At 72.6% G+C, this 16,103-nt stretch carries 12 protein-coding genes; 7 read left to right on the forward strand and 5 right to left on the reverse strand.

Annotated elements, in window-relative coordinates:
• Positions 1-4 precede the first annotated feature (4 nt).
• Together guaB and OHB01_RS16280 are read left to right on the forward strand one after the other, a co-directional pair.
• Positions 5-1,486: an IMP dehydrogenase gene (gene guaB, locus OHB01_RS16275; RefSeq protein ID WP_328855593.1), complete on the forward strand. Its 1,482-nt coding sequence runs from the start codon at positions 5-7 to the stop codon at positions 1,484-1,486.
• A 33-nt stretch (positions 1,487-1,519) separates the two neighbouring features.
• Entirely contained in the window at positions 1,520-2,638 is a 1,119-nt protein-coding gene (locus OHB01_RS16280; protein WP_185948944.1) for a GuaB3 family IMP dehydrogenase-related protein, read from the forward strand.
• 58 nt (positions 2,639-2,696) lie between these two features.
• Here the strand turns inward: OHB01_RS16280 and nagA are convergent, their stop codons facing one another.
• Positions 2,697-3,842, reverse strand: coding sequence for an N-acetylglucosamine-6-phosphate deacetylase (nagA, locus tag OHB01_RS16285; RefSeq protein WP_142646682.1), 1,146 nt, complete (start codon positions 3,840-3,842; stop codon positions 2,697-2,699).
• A 106-nt stretch (positions 3,843-3,948) separates the two neighbouring features.
• Here nagA and OHB01_RS16290 point away from each other — a divergent pair, with 106 nt between their 5' ends.
• Positions 3,949-4,677 (forward strand): class I SAM-dependent methyltransferase, encoded by a 729-nt coding sequence (locus tag OHB01_RS16290; RefSeq protein WP_221889888.1) that lies wholly within the window; start codon positions 3,949-3,951, stop codon positions 4,675-4,677.
• A 120-nt stretch (positions 4,678-4,797) separates the two neighbouring features.
• Complete coding sequence (locus tag OHB01_RS16295) at positions 4,798-6,558, forward strand: glycerol-3-phosphate dehydrogenase/oxidase (RefSeq protein ID WP_142646681.1); 1,761 nt, start codon at positions 4,798-4,800, stop codon at positions 6,556-6,558.
• Here the strand turns inward: OHB01_RS16295 and OHB01_RS16300 are convergent.
• A complete protein-coding gene (locus OHB01_RS16300) occupies positions 6,551-8,500 on the reverse strand; it encodes a beta-propeller domain-containing protein (RefSeq protein WP_328855594.1) in 1,950 nt (649 codons plus the stop codon). The two genes, OHB01_RS16295 and OHB01_RS16300, sit on opposite strands and share 8 nt — an antisense overlap.
• Before the next feature lie 50 nt (positions 8,501-8,550).
• Here OHB01_RS16300 and mtnA point away from each other — a divergent pair, with 50 nt between their 5' ends.
• Entirely contained in the window at positions 8,551-9,567 is a 1,017-nt protein-coding gene (gene mtnA, locus OHB01_RS16305; protein WP_147943713.1) for an S-methyl-5-thioribose-1-phosphate isomerase, read from the forward strand.
• Positions 9,568-9,574: 7 nt separating this feature from the next.
• On the opposite strand, the gene OHB01_RS16310 is transcribed toward mtnA, so the two are convergent.
• Positions 9,575-10,135: a helix-turn-helix domain-containing protein gene (locus tag OHB01_RS16310; RefSeq protein WP_142646678.1), complete on the reverse strand. Its 561-nt coding sequence runs from the start codon at positions 10,133-10,135 to the stop codon at positions 9,575-9,577.
• 6 nt (positions 10,136-10,141) lie between these two features.
• On the reverse strand, positions 10,142-10,660 hold the full coding sequence (locus OHB01_RS16315) for a YbaK/EbsC family protein (protein ID WP_240971185.1): 519 nt from the start codon (positions 10,658-10,660) through the stop codon (positions 10,142-10,144).
• Between the two features lie 112 nt (positions 10,661-10,772).
• Here OHB01_RS16315 and OHB01_RS16320 point away from each other — a divergent pair, with 112 nt between their 5' ends.
• Complete coding sequence (locus tag OHB01_RS16320; RefSeq protein WP_328855595.1) at positions 10,773-12,329, forward strand: succinic semialdehyde dehydrogenase; 1,557 nt, start codon at positions 10,773-10,775, stop codon at positions 12,327-12,329.
• 16 nt (positions 12,330-12,345) lie between these two features.
• Positions 12,346-14,028, forward strand: a complete 1,683-nt coding sequence (locus tag OHB01_RS16325) for an FAD-dependent oxidoreductase (protein ID WP_142646676.1) — start codon at positions 12,346-12,348, stop codon at positions 14,026-14,028.
• Between the two features lie 10 nt (positions 14,029-14,038).
• Here OHB01_RS16325 and OHB01_RS16330 read toward each other — a convergent pair whose 3' ends face one another.
• Complete coding sequence (locus OHB01_RS16330; protein WP_328855596.1) at positions 14,039-16,066, reverse strand: AAA family ATPase; 2,028 nt, start codon at positions 16,064-16,066, stop codon at positions 14,039-14,041.
• Positions 16,067-16,103: the final 37 nt, after the last annotated feature.

Raw genomic sequence — 16,103 nt, forward strand, 5'->3', positions numbered from 1 at the left:
GCAGATGGCCAAGTTCACCGAACCGGGACTCACGTTCGACGACGTGCTCCTCGTTCCCGCCTATTCGGACCTGCAGCCGGGGGACGCGGACACGACGACCCGGCTGTCCCGCACCATCACGCTGCGCATCCCGCTGGTGTCGGCCGCGATGGACACGGTCACCGAGGCGCGTATGGCGGTCGCCATGGCGCGGCAGGGCGGCATCGGCATCCTGCACCGCAACCTCTCGATCGAGGAGCAGGCGCGGCAGGTCGACCTGGTCAAGCGGTCGGAGGCGGGGATGGTGACCAACCCCGTCACCTGCTCTCCCGAGGACACCCTCGCCGACGTCGAGCGGCTGTGCGCGACCTACCGGATCTCCGGGGTCCCGGTGACCGACGCGGACGGCGTGCTCGTGGGCATCGTCACCAACCGCGACATGCGCTTCGAGAGCGACCAGAGCCGGGCCGTACGCGATGTCATGACCCCGATGCCGCTGGTGACGGCGCCGGTCGGGGTGGACCGCGACGAGGCGTTCCGGCTGCTGCGGCAGAACAAGGTCGAGAAGCTCCCCCTCGTGGACGAGGCCGGCCGCCTCCAGGGCCTCATCACGGTCAAGGACTTCACCAAGAGCGAGCAGTATCCGATCGCGACCAAGGACGCCGACGGCCGCCTGATGGTCGGCGCGGCGGTCGGCGTCGCCGGCGACGCCGAGGAGCGCGCCATGACGCTGATCGAGGCGGGCGCGGACGTCATCGTCGTCGACACCGCGCACGGGCACTCGCGCGGCGTGGCCGACATGGTCGCCAAGATCAAGGCCAACGGCCGGGTGGACGTCATCGGCGGCAACGTCGCCACCCGCGCGGGCGCGCAGGCGCTGGTCGACGCGGGCGCCGACGCGGTCAAGGTGGGCGTCGGGCCGGGCTCGATCTGCACCACCCGGGTCGTCGCGGGCGTGGGCGCCCCGCAGCTCACCGCCATCTACGAGGCCGCGCTGGCGTGCGGCCCGGCCGGCGTGCCGGTCATCGGCGACGGCGGCCTGCAATACTCGGGCGACATCGCAAAGGCGCTGGCCGCCGGGGCCGACACGGTCATGCTCGGCTCGCTGCTGGCCGGCTGCGAGGAGTCGCCCGGCGAGCTGATCTTCATCAACGGCAAGCAGTTCAAGTCCTACCGGGGCATGGGGTCGCTCGGCGCGGTGCGCAACCGCGAGCGCGGCGGCGCGTCGTTCAGCAAGGACAGGTACGCGCAGGCCGACGTGTCCGGGGAGGACAAGTACATCCCCGAGGGCATCGAGGGGCAGGTGCCCTACCGCGGCCCGGTCGCGGCGGTGGCCCACCAGCTCGTCGGCGGCCTGCGGCAGGGCATGTGGTACACCGGCTCCCGGACGATCGAGGAGCTGCACGAGAAGGCGCAGCTCATGCCGATCACGGCGGCCGGGCTCAAGGAGAGCCACCCGCATGACATCCAGATGACGGTCGAGGCTCCGAACTACCACGGTCGATAACTCGTACCGGAAGAAACGGAAAGAACAGGCGATATGACACAGGTGGAGATCGGGCGCGGCAAGAGCGGGCGGCGTGCCTACGCGCTGGACGAGATCGGCATCGTGCCCTCCCGGCGCACCCGTGACCCGGAGGAGGTGTCGATCTCCTGGCAGATCGACGCCTACCGGTTCGACTCTCCGCTCGTGGCGAGCCCGATGGACAGCGTCGTGTCGCCGCAGACCGCCATCGAGATCGGGCGCCTGGGCGGCCTCGGCGTGCTCGACCTCGAAGGGCTGTGGACCCGCTACGAGGACCCGGCGCCGCTCCTCGAGGAGGTCGCCGCCCTCGACCAGGAGGCCGCGACCCGGCGGCTGCAGGAGATCTACACCGCGCCGATCAAGGACGAGCTGATCGGCCGGCGCATCGAGGAGATCCGCGCGGCCGGTGTCACGACCGCCGTACGGCTGTCGCCGCAGCGCACCGTGCAGCACCACAAGGCCGTGATCGACGCGGGCGTGGACATCTTCGTGATCCGCGGCACGACGGTCTCCGCCGAGCACGTGTCGGGCCGGGCCGAGCCGCTCAACCTCAAGCAGTTCATCTACGAGCTCGACGTCCCGGTGATCGTGGGCGGCTGCGCGACCTACACGGCGGCGCTGCACCTCATGCGCACCGGCGCGGCGGGCGTGCTGGTCGGCTTCGGCGGCGGCGCCTCGCACACCACCCGCAACGTGCTGGGCGTGGTCGTGCCGATGGCCACCGCGATCTCCGACGTGGCCGCGGCCCGCCGCGACTACATGGACGAGTCGGGCGGCCGGTATGTCCACGTCATCGCCGACGGCGGCATGGGCGGCTCCGGCGACATCGCCAAGGCGATCGCCTGCGGCGCCGACGCCGTGATGGTGGGCTCGCCGCTCGCGCGGGCCTCCGAGGCCCCCGGCCGCGGGTTCCACTGGGGCTCCGAGGCCCACCACCCCGAGCTGCCGCGCGGCAAGCGGGTGGAGTTCGGCACGATCGGCACGCTGCGGGAGATCCTGCACGGCCCGTCGTCGCTGGCCGACGGCTCGATGAACCTGCTCGGCGCGCTGCGCCGCACGATGGCCACCGCCGGCTACTCCGACCTCAAGGAGTTCCAGCGCGTCGAGGTCGTCGTCGCCCCGCCGCAGCGCTGAACCATGACCTGGAGAGGGCCGGGCCCGGCGGGCCCGGCCTTCGGCTTCTCCCGGCCGGTCAGGGGTGGCGGATCCAGGCGCCGCGCTTCATCACGCCGCCGACGCCCAGGTCGTCGTCGAGCACCACGAGGTCGGCGTACTTGCCGACCGTGATCGAGCCGATCTCGCCGTCCAGCCCGAGGACGCGGGCGGGGGTGAGCGAGGCCATCAGCGCGGTGTCGACGAGCGAGCGCCCGACCTCCCGCACGGTGCGGCGGAAGGCCACGTCCATCGTGAGCGTGCTGCCGGCGATCGGGCCGCCTCCGGGAGCGTCGGAGGCGATCCTGGCCACCCCGTCCACGACGTCGACGGTCATCGGGCCGAGCGGGTAGCGCCCGTCGCCCATGCCGGTCGCCGCCATCGCGTCGGTGACCAGGGCCGTACGGTCCGCACCCGCGGCGTGCATGGCCAGGCGCAGCATCGCCGGATGTACGTGGACGCCGTCGTTGATCAGCTCGACGGTCACCCGCTCGTCCTGGAGCAGGGCGGCGATCGGCCCGGGCGCGCGGTGGCCGAGCGGCGGCAGCGCGTTGTAGAGGTGGGTGGCCACGGTGGCCCCGGCGTCGATCCCCTCGATCGTCTGCTCGTACGTCGCGTCGCTGTGGCCCAGCGCGGCGACGACGCCCTCGGCGGCGGCCTCCCTGATCACGTCGAGCGCGTTCGGCAGCTCGGGCGCGATCGTCAGCATCCGCACGTGGCCCCGCCCGGCCTTCACCAGCGCCCGGAACTCCGCCACGTCGGGCTCGCGCAGCAGCGTGGGCTCGTGCGCGCCGCAGCGCGATCTGGCGATGTAGGGCCCCTCGAAGTGGATGCCGGCGAGCAGGCCCTCCTCGCACAGGTCGGCGAGCGTCGCGGCGGTCCGCGCGAGCGTGTCGGGCGCGGCGGTGACGAGGCTCGCCATGAGGGTGGTCGAGCCGCGGCCGAGGTGGAAGGCCGCGACCGCGGCGGCGGTCTCCGGGTCGCCGTCCGGGAAGCTGCCGCCTGCACCGCCGTGGCTGTGGATGTCGACGAAGCCGGGGACGACGGTGCGCCCGCCCAGGCCGAGCCCGTCGCGCGGGGCCTGCCCGCGCCCGATGTGGGTGATCCTGCCGTCCTCGATGGTGAGCCAGCCGTCGTGGACGCCGTCGGGAGTGACGATGCGGGCATCGGAGAGAGTCACGCTCATGCCGCCATCCTCCCGCGTCCGGCCCGTGCACGCGGCTCCGGGTCCGGCGGCTCCCGCCGCGCACGGGCCCTGTACACGACGGGTGCGTCGGCGGTAAGAACCAACGGTGATCGATTCGCGTACGAACTATGGTGTGGACGCGCCCGGCGTGCTGGCCGGACTGATCCTCGGCGGCGTCGCCGAGCTGGCCTTCGCCGCCGTGCTCTTCGGGATCGGCTGGCCGATCCCGGCCGTCGTGCTCCTCGTGGGCGGGATCATGCTGGTGGCGGGGGGCGCGGTGTTCGCGCACACCACTCTTCGCGGCAAGTTCGCGGTCTGGGACGCCGAGCTCGACCGGCTCGGCCTGAAGGGGGACGAGCGGGTCCTCGACCTCGGATGCGGCCGCGGCCTGGTGCTGCTCAAGGCCGCGGCGCGGCTGTCGTCGGGCAAGGCCACCGGCATCGACCTGTGGTCGACGAAAGACCAGTCGGGCAACAGCCAGGACGCCACCTGGGCCAACGCGCGGGCGGAGGGGGTCGCCGACCGGGTCGACCTGGTCACCGGGGACATGCGCGACCTCCCGTTCGACGACGGCGCGTTCGACCTCGTCGTCTCCAGCCTCGCGATCCACAACATCCCCCAGGAGGAGGGCCGCGCGGAGGCGGTGCGCGAGGCGTTCCGCGTGCTCAGGCCCGGCGGCCTGCTGCGGATCGCCGACTTCCGCAACGCCCGGCAGTACGCCGAGGTGCTCACGGAGTGCGGCGCCGCCGACGTCGAGGTCTACGACCTCGGCTGGCGCTTCTGGTACGGCGGGCCGCACGCCCGTACGTCGATGGTCGCCTGCCGGCGTCCCTGAGACGTGTTCACCGACTATTAAGCAGATCCTTGGGAAAGGCGACGGAAAAGATGGATTCGCGGGCGACTACTCACGGGTAGATTTACCCGGACGAGGCGAAAGCGGTACAGAAGGAGCCATATGACGGCGAGGATGGGGACGGCGAGGCTCGGTCCGGCAGAACGTACCGCCGCCCTGGCGCGGATGCAGGCGCAGGAACTCGACGTGGTCGTGATCGGCGGCGGCGTGGTCGGCGCCGGCGTCGCGCTCGACGCCGCGACCCGCGGGCTCTCGGTGGGCCTGGTCGAGGCGCGCGATTTCGCCTCCGGCACGTCGTCCCGGTCGTCCAAGCTCATCCACGGTGGCCTGCGCTATCTGGAGCAGCTCAACTTCGACCTCGTCAGGGAGGCCCTGCGGGAACGGTCGCTGCTGCTCAAGCGGATCGCGCCGCACCTGGTCAGGCCGGTGCCGTTCCTGTATCCGCTCACGCACACGGGCTGGGAGCGGCCGTACATCGGGGCGGGCCTCGTGCTCTACGACACGCTCGGGCTGTCCCCCGGCCTCACCCGGGGCGTGCCGGGACACCGCCATCTGACCCGTCGCCAGGCGCTGCGGGTCGTCCCCTCGCTGCGCAGGTCGGCCTTCACCGGCGCCGTGCAGTATTGGGACGCCCAGGTCGACGACGCCCGCTTCGTGATGACCACGCTGCGTACCGCCGCCACGTACGGCGCGCACGTCGCCTCGCGGGTGCAGGCGATCGGCTTCCTGCGGGAGGGGGAGCGGGTCACCGGGGTGCGCGTGTGCGACCTGGAGAACGGCGCGGAGTTCGACGTGCGGGCCCGCCAGGTCGTCAACGCGACCGGCGTGTGGACCGACGACATCCAGCAGCTCGTCGGCGGGCGCGGGCAGATCCACGTGCGGGCGTCCAAGGGCATCCACCTCGTGGTGCCGCGCGACCGCATCCACTCGCTCAGCGGGCTCATCATGCGCACCGAGAAGTCGGTGCTGTTCGTCATCCCGTGGGGCAGGCACTGGATCATCGGGACGACCGACACCCGCTGGAACCTCGACAAAGCCCACCCCGCCGCCTCGCGGGCGGACATCGACTATCTGCTCGACCGGGTCAACTCGGTGCTCTCGGTGCCCCTGACCAGGGACGACGTCGAGGGCGTGTACGCCGGGCTGCGCCCGCTGCTGGCCGGGGAGTCCGAGGAGACCTCCAAGCTCTCGCGCGAGCACGTCGTCACCCACCCCGTGCCGGGCCTGGTCATGGTGGCCGGCGGCAAGTTCACGACATATCGGGTCATGGCCGCCGACGCCGTGGACGCGGTCGCGCACGGCCTCGACCAGCGCGTGCCGAAGTCCTGCACCGACCAGGTGCCGCTCGCGGGCGCGGAGGGCTACCAGGCCCTGTGGAACTCCCGTCATCGCATGGCGCGCGCCTCCGGGCTGCACGTGGCCAGGATCGAGCACCTGCTGGAGAGGTACGGCTCGCTGATCGACGAGGTGCTGGCGCTCATCGAGGCCGATCCCTCGCTCGGGCGTCCCCTCGACGGCGCGGACGACTACCTGCGCGCGGAGATCGTGTACGCGGCGACGCACGAGGGCGCCCGGCACCTCAACGACGCGCTGACGCGGCGCACCCGCATCTCGATCGAGACCTTCCACCGGGGGACCGCGGTCGCCCAGGAGGCCGCCGAGCTCATGGCGGGTCCGCTCGGCTGGGACGCCGACCACGTCAAGCGCGAGGTCGAGTACTACACGAAGCGGGTCGAGGCGGAGCGGGCCTCCCAGGAGCAGGACACCGACCAGGAGGCGGACGCGATCCGCCTCGGCGCGCCGGAGATCGTCCCCGTCGCGCCCCCGCGCGACCTCGCGGAGGCGCCGGGCAACGTCAGCTGAAGGGGATCCACGCGCGGTCGGCCAGCGTGGCGGCGTCGCTGACCTTGAGGCCGGCGTCGGACACGGTCCACAGGTCGTCGCCGATGACCAGGGAACGGCGGATGCCCGGGTCGGCGGGGGCGAAGCCGCCCGTGGCACGGGACCGCGGGTGGCTCACGACGCCCAGCGTGGTGATCTCCCGGTCGCCGACGCGCAGCGCGAGCGCCGCGCTGCCCGAGATCCCGCCGCCGGACCAGTTCTGGAGCGGGAGCACGGCCAGCCCGGTGGCGGGCCAGAAGAGGAAGGCGTGCGGGTCCCACTCGGCCTCCGAGCCGGACTTCTTCTGGTGGAACCGCGACAGCACTGTGGGCGCGGCCGGGTCGGAGACGTCGAACAGCGAGATCTGCGTGCCGAGTGCGCGGCCCTCCGCGCTCGCCTCCTGGCCGACGCCGATGAGCCGTCCCTCGCCCGCCGGGTGGAGATAGGCGGAAAAGCCGGTGATCTTCAGCTCGCCGGTGACCTTCGGCGCGGCCGGGTCGCGCAGGTCGAGCGTGTAGAGGGGATCGGTCTGGCGGAACGTCACCACGTAGCCGAGGCCGTCCATGAACCGCACGGAGTAGATCCGCTCGCCCCTGCCGAGGCCGGTGACCGAGCCGGTCTGCGTGAGCGTGCCGGCGTCGAGCACGTGCACGCCGCTCTCGCTCGTGGCCGCGCCGGACACCTCGGCGCCGCTGGTCGTCGCCACCCGCAGGTGACCGTCGTACTCCGACAGGGAGTATTGGTTGAGCAGCCGTCCCGGCACCGATCCCGACGCGACGTAGCGCGGGGTGCCGGGGGCCGAGACGTCGAAGCGGTGCACCTCCGTGCGCTCGGGCGGCACGTTCGGCGTGGGCGCGGCGGCCGACGACCCGGGCGCCGGCAGCACGTCGATCGGGCGGGCGTCCCACCAGCGGGGATTGCTGGTGACGTAGAGGCTGCTCGCCGTGCCATAGACGGTGTCGCCGTCGGCCGCGACCGCGATCGGCGTGAGCGCGCCGAACGGCGTGGCGGCGGCCAGGTCGATCGTGTGGATGGTCAGCATCGAGGTGCCGGTGAACTCGTCGGGGTGGCTGACCCGGTCGCAGCCGACCCGCTCGGTGCGGTGCACGCCGCCCGACTCGACGTCGTACGACGGCAGCCAGGCGTCGCCGGGAGCGGACAGCACGGCCTTGCGGTTGCCGTCGAGCAGGTCCTTCTCAGACGCGTCGGGCTTCGCGGGCGGGAAGGCGATCTCCGGCTGGGACCGGACGACGAGCCGCACCACGGAGCCGGTCTGCCGGGCGTCGACGTGCTGCCCGTGCACGGTCATCGCGCCGAGGACGCGCGGCTCGCCGGACAGGTCGACGAGCACGTATCTCGGGCCACCGGGGCCGACCCGGGCCCGGTCCGACGCCCCGAACGGGATGATCCCGCCGCCCTCGAACAGCACGAGCGCACGGTCGCCGTGGACGAGCAGGTCGGCCTGGGCCCACAACTGGTCATCGGCGACGAGCCGCAGCGTCCCGGTGACCTTCCGGGTCGTCGCGTCCACGACGCGCAGCACACCCTGGTTGACCGTGATCACCCGGTCGCCGTCGGTCTTGACCAGGTCGGGCTCGTCCACACCCGCCTCGTGCGTGTTCGTGGTCGAGTGCGGCTGCTGCCCGTACTGCTGCTCGGGTATCGCTCGCTTCGCCGTGGCGACGTCGTCGGCCGCGTAGAGCATGTTCCCCGCGAAGCCCCATGAGGTGACGTTCCGTGCGGCCGCCTGCCGCAGCCCCTCCGTCATCTCGTCGCAGCCGGCGTACGCGACAAGCCGTACGCGTCCGGTGAGGTCCGCCGGAGCAGGAGGGAGATCCTGGGTCGTACGGCCCCCCGCGCAGCCCGTGGCTCCCATGCCCAGCAGCACGGCGAGGGCGACCGCCGTACGAATCGATGTCCTCATGCCCCCACGACGGATCGCCGCCGGGGGTGGTTCACGGGCAGGATGGTGGCATGTCGGAGAAAGACCCGTATGCCGAAAACCCGGTCATCGCCTGGCGGGAGGGCGGCATCGTCGCCATCGACCAGACGCTGCTGCCGGACGAGGTGCGGCTGCTGAGGATCGACACGGTCGACGACCTCGTGGACGCCGTCGTCCGCCTGGCCGTGCGCGGCGCCCCGACGCTCGGCGCCGCCGGGGCGCTGGGTGTGGCCCTGGCGGCCCACCAGGCGCGGCGGTCGGGATGGAGCGCCTCCCGGCTGAAGGCGGAGATCGGACGCATCAGGGACGCCCGCCCCACGGCGGTGAACCTCCGGGTCGGCGTGGAGGAGGTGGTCCCCGCCCTCGCGGACGGGCCCGAGGCGGCCGAGCGGGCCGCCGTCGCCGTGGTGGACCGCATCGCGGCGGCGAACCGGCGGATCGGCGAACGCGGCGCCGACTTCCTGGTGGAGGCGTGCGGACGTAGGCCCCTGCGCATCCACACGCACTGCAACACCGGCGCCCTGGCCTGCGTGGAGTGGGGCACCGGGCTCGGCGTCATCCGCTCGCTGCACGAGAGGGGCCTGCTCGACCAGGTCATCGTCGACGAGACCCGGCCGCTGCTGCAGGGATCACGCCTCACCTGCTGGGAGCTCGACCTGGTGGGCATCGACTATCGGGTCGTCTGCGACGGCGCAGGGCCGTTCGCGCTGCAGCAGGGGCTGGCCGACGCGGTGGTCGTCGGCGCCGACCGGGTGGCCGCGAACGGCGACGTCGCCAACAAGATCGGCACCTACGGCCTGGCCCTCGCGGCGGACCGGGCCGGCGTCCCGTTCGTCGTCGCCGCGCCCGAGTCGACCATCGACCCGGCGACGGAGACCGGCGCGTCCATCGTGGTGGAGCACCGCGCAGAGGAGGAGGTGACCCATTTCCGGGGGATTCGCGTCACCCCCGCCGGGGCCCGGGCGCTGAACTACGCCTTCGACGTCACTCCGGCCGACCTCGTCAGCGCGGTGGTGACGGAGGACCGCGTCTGGACGCCCCGCTCATGACCGGACTCTAGGGCGCCGCCGGATAGGTCATCACGACGACGGCGTCCACCTCGTCCTCGACGGCCTCGTAGAAGTGCGCCACGTCCGCGGCGAACGTCACGAAGTCGCCGCTGTGCAGGACCACGGGACGCTCGACCGGGCCCAGCCGTACGGCGCCGCGGAGCACGAGGATCCGCTCGATCGTGCCCTGGCTGTGCGGCGGGCTGTCGATCCGCCGTCCGATGCCGGTGAGGCGGAGCCGCCAGATCTCGCCGAGCCCACCGGCCCCCATCCGGTCGAGCAGCTCCTGCTTGCTGTCCTCCGGCCGGGGAGTGCCCCGGAGCAGCACCGGCGTCCGCGGCGCCGGGTCGGCCAGCAGGTCGCCCAGGGGCAGGCGGAGCGCGACGGCGATGGCCGAGATGGTCTCGACGGTTGGGTTGCCCCTCCCGGCCTCGATCCCCGACAGGGTCGCCCTGCTCACTCCCGACAACCGTGCCAGCTCGGCCACGGACAACCCCCGGAACTCCCGCAACCGGCGGACCTGGGCGCCGATGGCGGCCCCTACGCCGTTCGCGGCCTGTCCGTCCATCTCCGGTCAGCTCGCCGGTGCCGCGATCGGCGCCAGCCGCGGCGAGCAGATGGCCAGGTAGTCCTTCGTACGCAACGCGATGGACCGGTCGAGCCGTGCCGCGTTGAAGAAGATCTCCTCCTTGTCCTGGATCGAGGGGTCCACGATGAGCTCCAGGTCCGGGTGGAACGAGAAGGGAAGGATCGTGCCCGCCACGCTCCCCGCGAGGCGCTCGGCGATGTCGGTGGAGGCGAACGCGGCGTACGTGCCGCCCAGCAGCGCCTTGAGGCCGTTCAGGTCGACGCGCGTGTCGCCCGGCACGACGGCGAGGACGTGCTTGGTGACCTTCTTGCCGAGCTTCACCATGACGACGATGCACTTCGCGGCGTCGGAGACGGCGTTTCCGCGCATGGCGCTGACGATCTCGGTCCTTCCCTCCGGCGCGTGGTCGATCAGCCGGTAGGACGCCCCGTGCCGATCGAGAAGCTCGATGAGCTTGTCGTAAGTCTCTTCGGATGCCATGAACACCTCTCGGTCATCGCTCATGGTGTCAATCTACTGTACACATGTGTCGGTAAACTGACATGCCGTCGCGTCAGCGGTGACCGTCCATTACTTACCGGTAGCCACGGCTCAAGCTCCGGAATATTCTTCCGGCATGGGTGCCACGAATCGGACGCTCGACGCGGCCATGGTCGACCGGGTCCTCGCGCACGTCTCCTCCGAGGGCAAGACACGGGAGATCGTCGCGCCGTTCACCGGCGAGGTGCTGGCCGAGGTCCCGATCTCCACTCCCGAGGACGTCCGCGCCGCGTACGCCAGGGCGAGGGCGGCGCAGGAGACCTGGGCGGCGCTGCCGGTGCGGGAGCGGATCGCGCCCTTCCTGCGGCTCCACGACGCGCTGCTCGACCGCCGTCAGGAGCTGCTCGACATCGTGCAGTGGGAGACCGGCAAGGCGCGGCGCCACGCGTACGAGGAAGTGGCCGACGTGGCGGGCTGCACGCTCTACTACGCGCGGCGGGCCCCCGGCCTGCTGGAGCCGCAGCGCAGGCAGGGCATCTTCCCGATCGCCACCCGCGCGGCCGAGCTGCGCCACCCCAAGGGCGTCGTCGCGGTGATCAGCCCGTGGAACTACCCGCTGGCCCTCGGCGTCACCGACGTGGTCCCCGCCCTGATCGCGGGCAACGCGGTCGTGCACAAGCCCGACACCCAGACCCCGCTGTCCACGCTGTGGACGATCGACCTGCTGGCCGAGCTGGGCATGCCGCGCGACGTCTGGCAGGTCGTGCTCGGTGATCCCGAGGACGTCGGCGACCCGCTGATCGACGGCGCCGACTACGTCGCGTTCACCGGCTCGACGCGCGGCGGGCGCAGGATCGCCGAGGAGGCGGCCAAGCGGCTCATCGGCTGCTCGCTTGAGCTCGGCGGCAAGAACCCGATGATCGTGCTCGACGACGCCGATCTCGACGTGGCGGCCCAGGGCGCGATCCGGGCCTGCTTCACCAACGCGGGCCAGCTGTGCATCTCGATCGAACGCCTCTACGTGCACGAGGCGGTCGCCGACGCCTTCCGCGACCGGTTCGTCCGGGCGGTGAAGAACATGAAGATCGGTCCCGGCCTCGACTGGGACGTGCAGATGGGCTCGCTCACCTCGCAGCGGCAGCTCGACGGGGTGACGGCGCACGTCGAGGACGCCGTCGCCAAGGGCGCCACCGTGCTGACCGGCGGCAGGCCGCGCCCCGACCTCGGCCCGTTCTTCTACGAGCCGACCATCCTCGACGGCGTGAGCGAGGACATGGCCGTCTGCAGGGACGAGACGTTCGGGCCGGTCGTGTCGCTCTACCGCTTCAGGGACGAGGACGAGGCGGTCCACGCGGCCAACGACACCGCGTACGGGCTGAACGCCTCGATCTGGACCAGGGACGTCGCGCGGGGCCGCCGCCTCGCCGCCCGGATCAAGGCCGGCACCGTCAACATCAACGAGGGGTACGGCTCGGCGTACGCCTCCTACGACGCGCCGATGGGCGGGATGAAGTCGTCCGGGCTGGGCCGCCGGCACGGCACCGAGGGCCTGCTGAAATACACGGAGGTCCAGACGGTGGCCAGCCAGGCCACGTGGCTGGGCTTCGAGCCGATCCTCGGCATGACCTACGACAAGTACGCCGACACGCTCGCGGGGCTGCTCAAGACGATGAAGCGCCTGCACCTCAAGTGAGAAGGAAGGCGGGGCGTTGGACTACGACGTCGCGGTGATCGGGTCGGGGTTCGGCGGGAGCGTCGCCGCGCTGCGGCTCACCGAGAAGGGCTACGCGGTCGGCGTCCTCGAAGCCGGCCGCCGGTTCGACGAGAAGACCCTGCCGAAGACCTCATGGCGGGCCAGGGACTTCCTGTTCGCGCCCGCGCTCGGGCTGAAGGGCATCCAGCGCATCCACGTCCTGCGCGGCTCCAACGGCGTCATGGTGCTGGCCGGCGCGGGGGTGGGCGGCGGCTCGCTCGTCTACGCCAACACTCTTTACGAGCCGCTCGACCCGTTCTTCCGCGATCCCCAGTGGGCGCACATCACCGACTGGAAGGCCGAGCTCGCGCCCTACTACGACCAGGCCAGGCGGATGCTGGGCGTGGTGGGCAACCCGACGGTGACCGCGGCCGACGAGGTGATGAAGAAGGTCGCCGAGCGGATGGGCGTCGGCCACACCTTCCGTCTCGCCCCCGTCGGGGTGTTCTTCGGCGAGCCGGGCGTGGAGGTCGACGACCCCTACTTCGGCGGCCTCGGGCCGCGCCGCCGCGGCTGCACCGAGTGCGGCGAGTGCATGACCGGCTGCCGCCACGGCGCGAAGAACATGCTGATCAAGAACTACCTCTACCTCGCGGAGAGGGCCGGGGCGAAGGTCCACCCGGAGACCACCGTCACCGGCGTACGGCCCGTCGAGGGCGGCTACGAGATCACGGTGAGGCGCACGGGCCCCTTCGGCCCGGCCCGCACGCTGACCGCGGGCCAGGTCGTCTTCGCCGCGGGCACGTACGGCACGCAGCTCCTGCTCCACCGGCTCAGGGCGACCACGCTGCCCCGGATCTCGCCCCGGCTCGGCGCGCTGACCCGGACGAACTCCGAGGCCCTGCTCGGTTTCGAGCGCCTCACCGCCAAGGGCGTCAAACTCAACCGGGGCGTGGCGATCACCTCCTCGATCCACCCGGACGCCGAGACGCACATCGAGCCGGTCCGCTATGGCGACGGCTCCAACGCCATGGGACTGCTGCGCACGCTGCTCGTCGATGGGGGCGGGCGGGCGCCGCGCTGGCTGAAGTTCCTCGGCGCGGCCCTGCGGCGGCCCCACCTGCTGCCCCGGCTGTTCAACCACCGCAGGTGGTCGGAGCGCGCGGTCATCGCCCTTGTCATGCAGGCCAAGGACAACTCGATCACGCTCTCGCTCAAGGGCGGGAAGCTCCGGACCGGCCCGGGCCACGGCGAGCCGAACCCCACCTGGATCCCCGCCGGGCACGAGGCCGTCCGCATGGCGGCCGAGGAGATCGGCGGCCTGCCCGGCGGCTCCTGGCTCGATCTGTTCGACATCCCGGCGACCGCGCACTTCCTCGGCGGCTGCGCGATCGGCGACTCGCCGGAGACCGGGGTGATCGACCCCTACCACCGCGTCTACGGCTACGAGGGCCTGCACATCGTGGACGGCTCGGCCGTGTCGGCCAACCTCGGGGTGAACCCCTCGCTCACGATCACCGCCCAGGCCGAGCGCGCGATGGCGCTGTGGCCCAACAAGGGCGAGCCGGACCCGCGCCCCGCCCTCGGCTCGCCGTACGTGCGGCTCCGGCCGGTCGCGCCCGTGCGGCCGGTCGTCCCCGCGTCGGCGCCGGGCGCGCTGCGCCTGCCGATCGTGGAGATCACCCACGGGGACGCGTGAGGCGCGTCGGTTAGGCCGGTGACCCAGCGTCTTCGGCGAGGGTCTCCCCGGCGAGCGGGATGGGCAGCGGACGGGCGTGCACCACGTCGAGGCGGGACACCGCCCGGGTGAGCGCCACGTAGAGCCGGGCCGGCCCGCGCTGCTCGGCCGCGACGATCTCGGCGGGCTCGGCCAGCACGACGTGGTCATACTCCAGGCCCTTGCACAGGGTGGCGGGCACCACGGAGACGCGTACGGACGGGTCGGGTGTGAGCCCCTCGGCGACGGTCAGGCCCGCGCCCGTGAGCGCGGCGCGCAGCCGGGCGGCCGAGGCGTCGGCGGCGATGACGCCGATCGAGCCCTCGTTGCCGAGCGCCTCGGACACCGCCGTCACGACCGCGGTGTCGTCCCCGGGCAGCACGCGCAGCCGTCCGTCCCGCCGGAAGGACCGGGAGGGCGGCACGTCCACCGCGAGCTGCGCCAGCAGGCGGTTGGCGAGCTCCACGACGGCGGCCGGCGTGCGGAAGCCGACGGTGAGCGACATGATCGCGGCATCAGGCTTGCCCAGATGCGCCATCTGCACGCCCCAGTCGCGGGCGGCCCACGGGGTCGTGCCCTGCGCCAGGTCGCCGAGCACGGTGAGCGAGCCGTGCACGCTGCGCCGGGCGACGGCCCGGCACTGCATCGGCGAAAGGTCCTGCGCCTCGTCGACGATCACGTGGCCATATCCCCGCGGCCGCTCGATCAGGCCGGCGAGCTCGTCGAGCAGGACCAGGTCGGCGGCCGTCCAGGCGGCGCTCCGATAGGTGCGCGGCGGTCGCGCCCAGGTGATCGCCGCCTGCTCGGCCGTCGTGAGCACGCCGTCGGCGGCCTCCGTGCAGTCGCCGAGCACCTCGCACAGCACCTCCTCGGGGCGTACGGCCGGCCAGAAGCCGTCCACAGCGGCCGTGACGGCCCGGGTGGTGCGGCGCGTCCACGCCGTGTCGATCATCCGGCCGCGGGCCTCCGCCCGGGTCCGCACGTGTGACGCCACACGGGCGATGACGCGCTCGCGGCCCACGCCGTACGGCATCGCCTCGCGCCGGGTCTCCTCGACGATGTCGTGCAGCTCGTCCCGGGAGACCCGCCAGCGGGCGGAGCCGTCGGCCACGGCGAGCGGCTCCGAGGGCACGCCTATGTGGCGGTGGAGCGCCCTGCGCAGCACCTCGGCCATGCGCGCGTCGTGTTTGACCACGGCGGCCTCCGCGCTGTCGGTGGCCTTGACCGGGACCCGGGCGAGGAGCGCGTCGAGCGTGGTCTGCTCGACGTCGACCTCGCCCAGGGCCGGCAGCACCGCAGAGATGTAGCCGAGGAAGGCCCGGTTGGGGCCGAGCACGAGCACACCGCCGCGCGCCGGCCGCTTGCGGTGGGCGTAGAGCAGGTAGGCCGCGCGGTGCAGGCCGACGGCGGTCTTACCGGTGCCCGGCCCGCCCTGGACGCACAGGGACTCCTTCAGGTCGGCGCGGACCAGGTCGTCCTGCTCCGGCTGGATGGTGGCGACGATGTCGCGCATCGGCCCGACCCGGGGGCGTTCGATCTCGGCCGTCAGGATCCGGCTCGCGCCGCCGGGGTCGTGCCCGCGCCGGCGATCGAGGTGTTCGTCCTCGAAGCCGGTCAGCTCGCCCCCGGCCCAGCCGAAGCGCCGCCGTACGGCCACGCCCCGGGGATCCCGGGCCGACGCCTGGTAGAACGTCCGCGAGACCGGCGCCCGCCAGTCGATCACCAGGGGCCGGCCGCCATCGGTGGCGGAGACGTGGCGGCGGCCGATGTAGTAGCGCTGCCCGGCGTGCTCGCCCACGTCAGGGCCGAAGTCGAGGCGCCCGAAGAACGGCGGCCCTCCGTCGTCCTCACCGAGATCCTTCGCCAGGCTCTTCAGGTGGCGGCCCAGCCGCTCGGCGCTGTAGCGGTCGCCCGCCACGGTCTCCCCGATGACCACGTTGTGCCGGGCACCGTCCAGCATCCGGCGCAGGCCCTCCCTGCAGCGTTCGACGTACGCCTGCTCCTCCTTCAGCGAGGTCATCCGCCGTCTCCTTCCCCCGGTCGCCGTACGGGCATGG

Source organism: Microbispora hainanensis, from assembly GCF_036186745.1.
GTDB lineage: Bacteria > Actinomycetota > Actinomycetes > Streptosporangiales > Streptosporangiaceae > Microbispora.

Bases quoted from the DNA above. Each gene is read 5' to 3' on its own strand.
- OHB01_RS16315 (WP_240971185.1), bottom strand. From the start codon at position 10,660: ATGAGCGATGACCGAGAGGTGTTCATGGCATCCGAAGAGACTTACGAC.
- OHB01_RS16330 (WP_328855596.1), bottom strand. From the start codon at position 16,066: ATGACCTCGCTGAAGGAGGAGCAGGCGTACGTCGAACGCTGCAGGGAG.
- OHB01_RS16320 (WP_328855595.1), top strand. From the start codon at position 10,773: ATGGGTGCCACGAATCGGACGCTCGACGCGGCCATGGTCGACCGGGTC.
- guaB (WP_328855593.1), top strand. From the start codon at position 5: ATGGCCAAGTTCACCGAACCGGGACTCACGTTCGACGACGTGCTCCTC.
- OHB01_RS16280 (WP_185948944.1), top strand. From the start codon at position 1,520: ATGACACAGGTGGAGATCGGGCGCGGCAAGAGCGGGCGGCGTGCCTAC.
- OHB01_RS16300 (WP_328855594.1), bottom strand. From the start codon at position 8,500: ATGAGGACATCGATTCGTACGGCGGTCGCCCTCGCCGTGCTGCTGGGC.
- OHB01_RS16310 (WP_142646678.1), bottom strand. From the start codon at position 10,135: ATGGACGGACAGGCCGCGAACGGCGTAGGGGCCGCCATCGGCGCCCAG.
- nagA (WP_142646682.1), bottom strand. From the start codon at position 3,842: ATGAGCGTGACTCTCTCCGATGCCCGCATCGTCACTCCCGACGGCGTC.
- OHB01_RS16295 (WP_142646681.1), top strand. From the start codon at position 4,798: ATGACGGCGAGGATGGGGACGGCGAGGCTCGGTCCGGCAGAACGTACC.
- mtnA (WP_147943713.1), top strand. From the start codon at position 8,551: ATGTCGGAGAAAGACCCGTATGCCGAAAACCCGGTCATCGCCTGGCGG.